General features: G+C 45.9%; 7 protein-coding genes and 1 tRNA gene. 1 reads left to right on the top strand and 7 read right to left on the bottom strand.

The window, feature by feature from the left end; translation table 11 throughout:
• Window position 1 precedes the first annotated feature (1 nt).
• Window positions 2-75, top strand: a tRNA-Ala gene (locus L990_RS04245).
• Between the two features lie 241 nt (window positions 76-316).
• Here the strand turns inward: L990_RS04245 and L990_RS04240 are convergent.
• From L990_RS04240 to L990_RS04215, 7 genes are all read right to left on the bottom strand, one after another.
• The gene (locus L990_RS04240; protein ID WP_047445867.1) at window positions 317-1,129 is read right to left on the bottom strand and encodes a DUF4249 family protein; all 813 of its coding nucleotides are present in this window, start codon (window positions 1,127-1,129) and stop codon (window positions 317-319) included.
• A gap of 13 nt (window positions 1,130-1,142) precedes the next feature.
• Entirely contained in the window at window positions 1,143-1,361 is a 219-nt protein-coding gene (locus L990_RS19850; protein WP_156121338.1) for a hypothetical protein, read from the bottom strand.
• Window positions 1,309-3,891 carry a TonB-dependent receptor gene (locus L990_RS04235; protein WP_052180721.1) on the bottom strand — a complete coding sequence of 861 codons (2,583 nt, stop codon included), beginning with the start codon at window positions 3,889-3,891 and terminating at the stop codon, window positions 1,309-1,311. The genes L990_RS19850 and L990_RS04235 overlap by 53 nt, the downstream gene beginning before the upstream one ends.
• A 471-nt stretch (window positions 3,892-4,362) precedes the next feature.
• Entirely contained in the window at window positions 4,363-5,115 is a 753-nt protein-coding gene (locus L990_RS04230) for a LytR/AlgR family response regulator transcription factor (RefSeq protein WP_047445865.1), read from the bottom strand.
• Window position 5,116: 1 nt separating this feature from the next.
• Window positions 5,117-6,157 carry a sensor histidine kinase gene (locus L990_RS04225; protein WP_052180720.1) on the bottom strand — a complete coding sequence of 347 codons (1,041 nt, stop codon included), beginning with the start codon at window positions 6,155-6,157 and terminating at the stop codon, window positions 5,117-5,119.
• A gap of 17 nt (window positions 6,158-6,174) precedes the next feature.
• On the bottom strand, window positions 6,175-6,852 hold the full coding sequence (locus tag L990_RS04220; protein WP_047445864.1) for a uracil-DNA glycosylase family protein: 678 nt from the start codon (window positions 6,850-6,852) through the stop codon (window positions 6,175-6,177).
• A gap of 153 nt (window positions 6,853-7,005) precedes the next feature.
• Window positions 7,006-9,819 carry an outer membrane beta-barrel protein gene (locus tag L990_RS04215; RefSeq protein ID WP_047445862.1) on the bottom strand — a complete coding sequence of 938 codons (2,814 nt, stop codon included), beginning with the start codon at window positions 9,817-9,819 and terminating at the stop codon, window positions 7,006-7,008.
• Between the last annotated feature and the right edge of the window lie 53 nt (window positions 9,820-9,872).

The raw sequence follows: 9,872 nt of genomic DNA, 5'->3' as shown, positions 1-9,872 counted from the left end.
CGGGGGATTAGCTCAGCTGGCTAGAGCACCTGCCTTGCACGCAGGGGGTCAACGGTTCGAATCCGTTATTCTCCACAAAGCCTCATCAATTGATGAGGCTTTTTTTTTATATAGAGAGCGTTCTATTTGTCGACTTCTCTGTCTTTATAAATGATATTTATGTAGCATTCAGCGGTTTTGCTGCACCAAAATACAACTCGTGATGTTGTCTGCAAAGCGAGTTTTTTATGTATTAGAGCTTTCAATGAAAAAAGAGGCGTTTCTGTAAAGGGAAGCCTCTTTTTGTATATGTTATTTGTCTTTTTATCTCTTAGTACTAATTTGTTACCTCTAACTTCAAGGTGTCGGAGTTGATGGCTGTAAATACCCCGAAACCATTTTTTATATTACCAGGTGGATTAGTTATATTCTGCGATGTGTTTCCTGTATCCTCATATAAATCAACGTACTCTTTATTTATAGCATATAGAATAACGTTGTGATTTCCGTAGTAGTAAAACGAGCGGCCCATTAACGATATAGTGCTTCCTTGCGTGGGTGATTGTCTAAACGCAGGAAATGCCTCGTATTGGGTGGTGTCGTTTATTGGTGTTGGTTTAGCTTCTGTGTTTTCTACAACAAGCAGGAAGTAGCCGTTATTGGGATTACTCCAACTGTATTCTGCTTTGGAATGGGAGGGTGGTCCCGATTCGCTTCCAATGGGCAGAACTTTGATTAGGCTTGTCCCATAAAAGTTTTGAGGCTTGCTCGGAACGGTAGTTGTTGCCGAAATTTCTTTTCCGTTGTAGGTAAACGTTAGCGTGTAAGTTTCGCCAGCTGCTACAATTAACTTTTCGGAAGTGTAAACACCTTTTCCTTGATAAACAAGCGGAAAAATGGCTCCATGACTATCTGAAATCGTTACATCGATATTTTCGACAGGATGTGTGGTGCTATCGGTAGAGCCGTAAATGAGCTGCTTGATTATGTTAATTGAAACGGAGTGTCCCGCAAAAAGATATCCCTTAACCACTACCCGGTCGGGGTTCGATGTTTGGAGATCTAACTTTTGGCACGACGAAAATCCTACAATAAAAAGAAGCGTGGGAAGGAATATCCCCTTCTTTATAAAATTAGCTTGTCTTTTCATTTTGGGCTATTCTCTAAAATTTAATGGAAAAGTTGATGTTTGGCGTAATGCCAAGGTAGTTTACGTTCGTTTCGATGATGCTATTTTCGACAATATCAAACTGCTTATACCACACGTTCGTTCGGTTATAGGTGTTGAAAATGGATGCTCCGAAGGTGCACGGTATTCGTCCTCCTAGCTTAAAGTTTAGCGTTGCCGATAAGTCGAGACGATGGTAATCGGGTAGGCGCATTCCGTTTTTGGTAGATACGGTAACGAAGGATTTCTTTGTTCCATCGAGTAGGGTTATGGTGTACCCCCCCTTCTGGAGCGGTATATGGCTTGCCCGAAGCGTAAATCCAGGTTCCCGAGAAATCCCAGCTGCGCCAATGGTAGGTTGCCACCGCTTTAAACTCGTGGGTAACATCGTTAGAGGCATAGTAGTCGTAGTTTCCGTAACTGTTAATGTGGTTAACGACTCTTCCTAAGGTGTAGCCAATCCATCCCGTAAAATCGCCCTGCTTTTTTTGTAGTAAAAAATCAATACCCTGTACGCGCCCTTTTCCGGTAAGAAACTGATCTTGATAGGTTACGCTGCCACTATTAGGGCCGCCATTTCCGGGTTCGAAGGAGCCAACGGCAAGCGACTTGGAAAATCGAAGCGAGTACTCTGTTAGGTTGCTGACTTTCTTGTAGTATCCTTCTACATCGAAGAGGTACATGGGATTTTCCCAAGAGGCACCAAGAATCAGCTGGTCGGAGTAGGTTATAGGGAGGTTTTTCCCATCGCTTAGCGTCCAGAAGTCTTTGCTGCCGGCCATGATATCTTCGCGCACAACCCGCTTGGCAAACTGGTAATAGCGGCCTACTGATGCCTTTAACTTCCACCTCTCGTTGAGTTGATACGACGAGGTAAGCCTTGGTTCTAGGTATATTTTGCTGGTAACGACGTAAAAATTACCTCTTAGACCTGGCGTAACCCGCAGCTTGCTATCTAAAAACGACAGCTTATCCTGCAGGTAGAGCGAGGTTAGCATTCCGCTATTTTGCCGATCTAGGAGTTTTGCAGTATCGCTTTGAGCGTAGCTGTACGTTATTTTGTTGTAGGTTATGCTGCCTCCGTACTCGAGCGTATGAAGATCGTTGAGCTTCTGCTCAAAATCGGCCTTAGCGGTATAGTCATCGAGGTGGTTGTACTCCATTACGCCACGCTTTATAGACTGTGAGGTGCCCGATGAATCGAGGTAGGAGCCGCTGCTGCTTCTATCCCTATTGCTAAAGTAGTTGGAGTAGCCAACAAGGAAGTTGCCATAGAAATTTTGGCTCCACTTTCTCGACCATTTAAGCGAAACTCCGAGATTTCCCCAGTTCGACTTGTCGATGTTGGACATGCTGAAGTTGGAAAATCCACCTCCGGCACCTCCCGGAGGGCGCATCCCCTTAAAGCCCGAAGTGATGTCGTTCGAAAGATCGTCGCTGCCGGTGTAAAAGCTTAGCCATACGATGTCTTTATCGGTGGGGCGGAAGGTTAGCTTGGTGTTGAAGTCGTAAAAGTATGAGGCGATGTCATTTCCGCCAAAACGCTTGCCCGACGGTGCCGTTGGGGCGCTGCTGCTTGACGAGTTGGAGTACTTTTTGAAGATTTTGTCGTAAAGGGGGCTCTCCCAGCTGCGGCGGCCCGCTGCAATAAAGGTAAACTTCTCTCCGATGGGGAATTCGATAAATGCGTTGGCCGACATGAGGCTCACATCGGCAAAGCCACCAAACTCCTTCTTGTTTCCCTCCTTTCCTGTAATTTCCACAACGCTTGATATGCGTCCTCCATATTTGGTATCAAATCCGCCCTTGTAGAGCTGAATATCCTTTATGGCGTTGCTGTTAAACGAGCTGAAGAAGCCAAAGAGGTGCTCTACGTTATAAACCGTAAATCCATCGTACACCACCAGCGATTGATCAGGCGTGCCGCCACGAACGTACAGCCCCGACGAGTTTTCGTTGGCAGCGCTAATGCCTGGCATCAGCTGAAACGAGCGAAAAATGTCCTTTTCGCCAAGGCTAGGCAGCGTATAGAGCTTTATGGGCGACATTTTTATCATTCCCACCTTGCTGTTGGTTTGCAGCACGTCCTTTTTATCGCCATTCACCACCACCTCCTTTAAGTTTACCGCATCTACCTCCATTTTGACAATCAGATTCTCGAGTGGAGTGCTCGGAGAGAGGTGTATCAGCTTGGGCTTGTAGCCTACGGCGCTAATTAGCAGCGCCACCGTGTCGGATGGAATGCGCGGAAAGGTAAAGTAGCCGTCGGCATTGGTGTTTGCTCCCATCGAGGTGCCCCGAATGGCGATGTTGACAAAGGGAAGGGGCTCCACCGAGGCCACGTCGATAATCCTACCCGTTAGGGAAAACTTGAACCGGGTAGGCTTTCCTTTGTACTTCTCGTTTTCGTCGAGCCGCTGCTCGTTTTGCACCGTCCAGCGGTCGATAATTACAACGGTGCCCGCGTCGGAGATGTAGTACTTAAGCTTGTTGTTTTTGCATACCACCACCTCCAAAAATTCCTTTAGCGGCTGCTTTATGGGATGATGATCCAGGTAAATCTCCTTCATCCGTTCCCTGTCGAACTCGATCTTTACGTTTGCTTCGGCCGAGATCTTATCGAGCACCTTATCCAACGTGCCCAGATACCAGCTCGAGAGCTTGTAATCCAGCGGATGCTGCGCGTTGGCTACGCTAGCCAGACAGATCAGCATCAGCAGCATTTTTATACTCTTACGTACCATGCTTCTTTGAGTGATTTGATTAAAACAATATGCAAGAAAGCGATGAATGGGGACGTTATATTGCCATTTAGCGGCGAAAGGGAATAATTGGAGGGTAAAGCGGAAATATGGCGGCTATGCGCCCTTATTTTTGGGAGTTGACAGGGGATGCAGGTTCCTCGAACATAACTTATTTTTATAGGATGGACTTCTTCTCCCTCATAAACTTGTTTTCCCCCGCTAGATGGAGGCTTTCCCCTTTGGAAAATGATTTTCCCCCACAGGATAGAAACTTTCCCCCAGCAGATAATCACTTTCCCCCATTGGACAGGAGCTTTCCCCCAACGGATAGCCTTTTCTCCCTATCGGAAATACATTTCTGCCTACCGTAAATACATTTCTAACGGCTATAATTGGCGTTTTTGCTAGCGTGGGAAGCTTTGTGCCGCACGAATGGTGCTTTGCTTCGGAAAGCGGCTAAAAAAGGGGCCGCTATCGCTTGCGCGCTATCCATCCCTTAAATTCGGCCACGCGATTTTTGCTGATGATGATCCGTTCGGGCGTTTCAACCGTAAGGTTAAGGGCTAGCCGGCTGCCAATCCACACGTCGATGTCCTTAATTTGGTGTCGAGACACGATAAACTGGCGGTTGGCGCGGTAGAAGTTGGCTTCGGAGAGCTGGCCCATAATGGTATCGAGCGATTTATCGAGCGGGTAATGCCGGCCATCGGTGGTGCCCACCTGGGTACGCTCGTTGGTGGTGTAGAAAAAGGCAACATCCTCCATCGTAATGGGAATAATCTTATCCTTAAACGGAACGAGGAGCACGGAGGTTTGTTGGGTGGGCGGAAGGAGCTTGGTGTTCCGTAGCTTTTCGATAAGCTCCTGGTTGGAAAGGCGACGGAGCTTGTTAAGCGCGTGCTCCACCTCGTTGGGCTTGATTGGTTTTAGCAAATAGTCGATGCTGTTGAGCTTAAAGGCCTCTAAGGCGTACTGATCGTAGGCGGTGGTGAAGATGACGGGCGCTTTTACCTCGATGATATCGAAGATGTGAAACGCGTGACCGTCGGAAAGGTGGATGTCCATAAAAATGATGTCGGGCTGAGCGTTATGCAGCAGCCATTCTACCGTTTCGGTTACCGATTCGGTGGTTGCTACCACCTCTATTTGCGGTGCAACCTTGGCCAAAACGGAACATAGGTTGCGTTGGGCGGCCATTTCGTCTTCAACAATCAGCGCATTCATGCTAAATCAACGGAATTTTGACGATAAATGTTTTGCCATCGTTGTCGATGGTGATGTTTTTGCCGGTAAGCAGCTGGTAGCGGTGCGAGAGGTTGCTCAGCCCAATTCCAGTGCTCTTTTCGGTGGATATTTTGCTGATGATGGGGTTGCTTACCACCAGCGTCCCATCGAGGGTGTAGATAAAGATGGCCAACGGCTGCTTGGAGCTGATGGCGTTATGCTTCACGGCATTTTCGATGAGCGGCTGCAAGCTTAGGAACGGCAGCTTCCGCTGCATATCCTCTTCGGCAATCTTGATTTCGAAAAAGAGCTTGTGCTCGTAGCGTATGTCGAGCAGGTAACGGTAGGCTTCGGTAAAGAGGATCTCCTCGTGCAGCGTAACGAGCTCGTTGCTTCTTTTTTGGAGCACGTATCGGAAGATGGAGGAGAGCTCGTTTATAAAGGTAAGCGCTTTTTCCTGCTGGCTTTCGCGTATGAGGTACGCCAGCGAGTTGAGCGAGTTGAACAGGAAGTGCGGGTTAACCTGATCCATTAACACCATGTAGCGGCTTTCGATATTGTCGGTTTTTAGCTGCTCATTCTCGAGTTCCACCTGCTGCTTTTGCCAGATTAGGCGGTAAAGCTGCCCGGCCGATATGGAGACTACCACCACAAATATCACCTTCGATAAAAGAAGGAAGTACATGCGCGAGGGACGTCTGTCGGGCATAAAGGCAAGGAAAAGCAGGAAGAAAAGCAGGAAGGCCACCACGGTACTGATGGTTATAACCAGCGGCTGGTTTAGCTTTTTCTTGGCGTTATACCATATCAGCATCCCCGAGTTGAAGATCATTATTCCAAAGCTTACCACCAGCGATAGGATGATTTCGCCAGTCAGCCGGTACTGCATCTTTATTAGCCCGTCGGGCGGACGGTGATGGTGGCGAGGTGGTCGAGGAAAATCATTCATCAGAAGACCAATTAGCTGGTTGATATTTGCCAGCAGGCAAATTATAACCGCAATTAGTACGAATACCATTATCTTCTTAGTTCGGCTGTTCATGGTTGTTTTTTGATGTTCTACCTATCGTTGTTGATGGTATTTATAAAGGTTGCTATCTCCTGCTGCATGGTTTTACGCCTATACTGCATAACAAAGCGCGGGTGGTTGATGGCTTCGACTCTTTCGAAGGGTTTTCCGAGCATTTCGTTTATGCGGGTAAGATATTGGTGGTTTTTACCCGATCCGAGGCTAAAAACAGCCTTTCTGTTGGCTCCAAATCCTATTTGCTGCTCAAATTGCTCTTTCATGTAGGGCAAGGTAGCCTTTACCATGGCAGGAGAATCGTAGTAGTTGTAGTTTTTTCCGTCTTTGGTAAAGCCGATAGGCGATAGGGCCGTAAGGTAGTAGCGTGCAAAGAACTCGGAAGCGCCTCCCATGGCGTTTACCACGTTATAAATATACTCCGACGACAGTTCGGTGGTAGGTTGTATGCTGTGCTCGATGTGGCAATCCTTTTCGAGGCGAACGGTATCGGTAAAGGCAATACCGGTAACGCCAGAGCCAAATCGGCCAGGATTAATGCCGACAATAAAGGTTCGCGGATTGTTGTCGTTGTAGTATTTATGGTAGTACTTTTCTACCGCATCCATGGTAGATGGCAGCAGGTACGGATTCATGGACTCTACGCCGTTCGGTACCTCGATATCGAAGCGAAGCGAGCGGAAGTATTCTATGATATGCTCAGAAAAAGTCATGCTAAATAAGCTTAGTGATTTCTCGAATGTAGCCAACTTTTGTAAAATGGCCTAATCTTTACGGATAAAGAGAAAAACGATCTCCACCAACCTTTGAGGGGGGATTGGGGAGATCGTAAGGTATCGAGGCGATTCCTTTTCTTCTGTTATCCGTTAGATTTTAAAGTTTCGGAGGTTGTAAACAAAGGTTGCCATAAAGTAGCGTTTAAGCACGCTGTTGTAGCTATCTTCTACGTAAACGCTGTTTACCGATCGGTTAAAACTTTGGTTCTGATCGAGCAGGTCGTATACACCCAGCTTTAGCTCGCCTTGCCTATTCTTGAACATTTTAACCCCAATATTGAGATTTACGAGCACGCTCTCCTCGTTAAAACTGCTACCGTTGTACTTCTGGTAGGTGGCGTCGGGGGTAAATGTAAAGCGATTCTTGATAATCCAGTTCAGCTTTGCTTTTGCGGTTTGGCTCCAGTAGTTTTGATCTTTAGCGGTTTTGGTGCTGTTCTTAATAAAGTTGTAAGATGCGTTGTAGGAAAGCGAAAAATCGAAATTGGGGCTAAAGTTGCTGCCAATAACTACGCTTCCGTTGGGCGAAATGTTTTTAGTTTCGTACTTCTGATTGTCTAAAAGACCAGGTAAACGGCTAAAGGTGGTTCCTGCTGATATATTTACGTTGCTTTTAATAAGAGCAAATGGAAAACCGTAAGTTATCATGCTATTAACGCTCCAGTATCCATTTAAATTCACAGGTTTGGTAAGCGTTGCACCCTTTTTGAGGATTGTTCCGTTAGGAAGAGTTGTCGCTTGGTTGGCTGTTGTAATGGAGTTGGTAATATAGCTGTCGGTATTTTGCGCGCTTAAAAACACGAAGAATGTTTTTCCCTTAGTTGCCGAGGTGTAGCTATACCTAAGGTTGATGTTATTGGTAAATGACTGGTTCAAGTCGGGATTACCAACGTATAGGTTAAGCGGATCGCTATTGTCAACAACGCTTTGCAGCTGCGATATTGATGGAGCTTGGGTTCGAGAACCAAACATCAATCGAAGGCTGTTGGATGCGTCCATTTTGTAGTTGAACATCATCATTGGTAGCAAATTCGTATAGTTTTTGTCTAGCTTATAGGAAACAGGGAAAGTCTCATCTCCCAAAAGCGAGGCGCTTTGCCCCATTACGTTTACCATTCCATTAATTTTATCGCCCTTAAGCCTAATTCCAACACCTAGACGTTGAGTTAGGTAGTCGTTTTCATATACGTTTGATAGGAGCGTGTCTAGCAGCATCTCCTGCATGTTCTTTTTGTTGATGGAGTAGGTTCTCTTATCGTTATCGCTTTTGGTATAGCCTGCGTTATAGTTTACCATTAGCTGCATTTTGCTGCCTATAGGTTCGGTGTAGATGGCAGTTCCGTTAATGCCGTAACTTTTATTGTCGGTATTGTAGTATTGGTTGATGGTATCTTTTACGCTTTTTGCAAAAAGCCTACTTCCAACTTGCTCGTTTTTACCATTTTTATTGCTGTAGTTAAGCCCAAAATCGAGAGAAAACGTTCTGCCTTGCTTATCGAACTTGTGGCGGAACAGAATGCTGTTACTAAGGTTGTAACCTTCGCTCCACGAGGTGACGTTGTTGTTTGTTTTACTTAGCAACGTGCCGTTCCCCTGCTCGGTTTGTGCAGCAGAGGATGAGCTAGATCTGGTGCTCTGAAATGTTAGGTTAGGAGTGAAGATTAGCGAGTTTTTGGGGTCGATATTGTATTCGATGCGGAGGTTTACTCGGTTGTTGTAGTTGGTTGTAGAGTAGGTGTTGGTTTGCGTGTAATGCTGCGCCGTATCGGCATCCCCAAAATATTGGCGGTTGGTTGTTTGGTCGTTGGTTGTATTGCTGTAGTTAAAAAAGTAGCTTCCGGTAAAGTTTACCTTTTCGCCCCATTTGTCGCTAAAGTTTATGCCCAAAGCGGATGTTTTTGAGATTCCACTTTGTTGCCCAACGGTAAAGTTTGATGCTCCGCCTCCGAAACCACCAGGGCCTCCTCCAAATCCTCCAGAACCGCCTCCTGGGCCACCCATCATTCTCATGCCTCCACGTCCACCACCAGAGCCTAGGGCTCCTAAAATATCTTCGGATGAGAAGTTCTGCTGGTTTACGTTATTACTCATACCTAAAATGGAGGTTCTGGAGTCGCCCTTGAATAAGTTGACATTACCACCTACGTTATACTTGTTATCGGTACCATAGCCTGCAAAAACTTTTCCGAATTGACCTGCTCTTCTATTTTGCTTAGTTACAATGTTGATGGTTTTTACGGCATTGCCATCATCAAACCCTGTAAACTCTGATTGATCGCTCATTTTATCAAAAACTTGAATCTTATCAATGACTTCTGCTGGTAAACTTTTTAGAGCAGCTGTAGGATCATCGCCAAAAAAGGGTTTGCCATCAACCAGAACCTTTTTTACGGCCTCTCCTTGGGCTGTAAGCGTTCCATTACTGGAGGTTATTCCTGGCATTTTGGTGATCAGGTTCTCAGCATCAGCATCTTTTGCAACTTTGAAGGCTTCTGCATTATATGCTGTCGTGTCGCCTTTTACGCTAGCACGAACGGCAGTTTTAACGATAGTTGCGCCTGCGAGTTGTACTGTTTCTTCTGTTAGTTTAATGGTCCCTAGCGATAGGGGCGTTTTGTTGATTACAACGTTCTTCGAGTATTTCTCGAAACCAATAAATGAAACTTCAAGGCGGTAGGCCTGCATGGGAATATTGTTGAATACAAATTCCCCTTTGGCATTAGATGCCGCAAGGTGCTTCTTTGTAGAATCTTGCTGGCTTATAAGTATGACATTAGTTCCTGGTAGGGATTGCTTGCTGGTGGTGTTAACAACAACACCAGTTACCTTTGCGGTTTGTGCTATGCTAACGACAGGTAGCATGACAAGTATTGCTAGGTAAAATTGCTTTAGCATTGGTTTCATTATGCTTGTATGTTCAATTGTGTAAATATTAAACTAAAAGAGAGCTTAATGCT

Origin of the sequence: Alistipes sp. ZOR0009 (assembly GCF_000798815.1) — a bacterium.
Classification (GTDB): Bacteria; Bacteroidota; Bacteroidia; order Bacteroidales; family ZOR0009; genus Acetobacteroides.
The sequence above is the reverse complement of the archived record's forward strand: the minus strand, read 5'-3'. Positions and strand labels throughout refer to the sequence as shown.

Bases quoted from the DNA above. Each gene is read 5' to 3' on its own strand.
- L990_RS04230 (WP_047445865.1), bottom strand. From the start codon at position 5,115: ATGAATGCGCTGATTGTTGAAGACGAAATGGCCGCCCAACGCAACCTA.
- L990_RS04235 (WP_052180721.1), bottom strand. From the start codon at position 3,891: ATGGTACGTAAGAGTATAAAAATGCTGCTGATGCTGATCTGTCTGGCT.
- L990_RS04215 (WP_047445862.1), bottom strand. From the start codon at position 9,819: ATGAAACCAATGCTAAAGCAATTTTACCTAGCAATACTTGTCATGCTA.
- L990_RS04240 (WP_047445867.1), bottom strand. From the start codon at position 1,129: ATGAAAAGACAAGCTAATTTTATAAAGAAGGGGATATTCCTTCCCACG.
- L990_RS04220 (WP_047445864.1), bottom strand. From the start codon at position 6,852: ATGACTTTTTCTGAGCATATCATAGAATACTTCCGCTCGCTTCGCTTC.
- L990_RS19850 (WP_156121338.1), bottom strand. From the start codon at position 1,361: ATGCGCCTACCCGATTACCATCGTCTCGACTTATCGGCAACGCTAAAC.
- L990_RS04225 (WP_052180720.1), bottom strand. From the start codon at position 6,157: ATGAACAGCCGAACTAAGAAGATAATGGTATTCGTACTAATTGCGGTT.